This window comes from Arhodomonas sp. KWT, from assembly GCF_010993615.1.
The window spans coordinates 1-776 of the sequence record NZ_WNXE01000788.1; the positions used below are offsets into that span (position 1 = coordinate 1).

General features: G+C 62.4%; 1 protein-coding gene. It reads left to right on the forward strand.

Going from position 1 to position 776, the window contains the following annotated elements:
• Positions 1–669 (forward strand): hypothetical protein (locus G7A99_RS22410; RefSeq protein ID WP_163144223.1); only part of this gene is annotated, 669 nt, incomplete at its 5' end.
• Between the last annotated feature and the right edge of the window lie 107 nt (positions 670–776).

Genomic DNA, 776 nt, shown 5'->3' on the forward strand with positions numbered 1-776 from the left:
GTCGGCCTGTTACTGAGCGCCCTTGTGCTCATGGCCGGTTGTGCGCAGGTGCCCCAGGAGAGCGTCGAGCTCTCCAATACCGTGGGTCGTGACCTGGAAGAGCTACACCGCGCCCACCGAGCGATGGTCAACCTGCACTTCGACGAGCAGGTGCAGCGCGTCAACGAGTTCATCGATCAGACCTACCGGCCTGCGTTTATCGAGCAATTCGCCAAGGAGTTCGGGCTCGCCGACAACGTCGAAGTGATTGTGGCGAGTGATCCGGACAAACTCCTGCCGGTCATGACCCGGTTCGTCCAGGTGGCGACGCAGCGCATAGAGAAGAAGCGCCGGGAACTGCTGGAGCCGATACAGGCGCAGCGCCAGGAGGTGCTGACAGCGCTCGAGGACTCCTATCGAAAGGTCCAGTCGGCGCAGGCGGTGGTGACCGGACACCTCGCCTCTGTCCGCAAGGTTCGCGAGATGCAGACCGAAGCGCTGGCCGAGGCCGGCCTTGAAGATCTGCCGCAGCGTGTCTCCAGTGCGACCGCTCGCGTTTCCGGTGGCGTGGATGATCTCGTGGAGCGGGGGAGAGACATCGAGGGTAAGACAGAGGACATCGTCGCCAGGATACAGGAGCTGGATTCGGCGATGGATTCCGCAAAGAAAAAGATTACCGGCACGGACTAACACGAGGGGGGAAGCAATGAGCGACGCGATTGACCTTGACGCCATGTTCGCGGAGATGGACCGGGCCGCCGATCGTGCCGAACGTACACTCGATGGCCGGTTCGGTG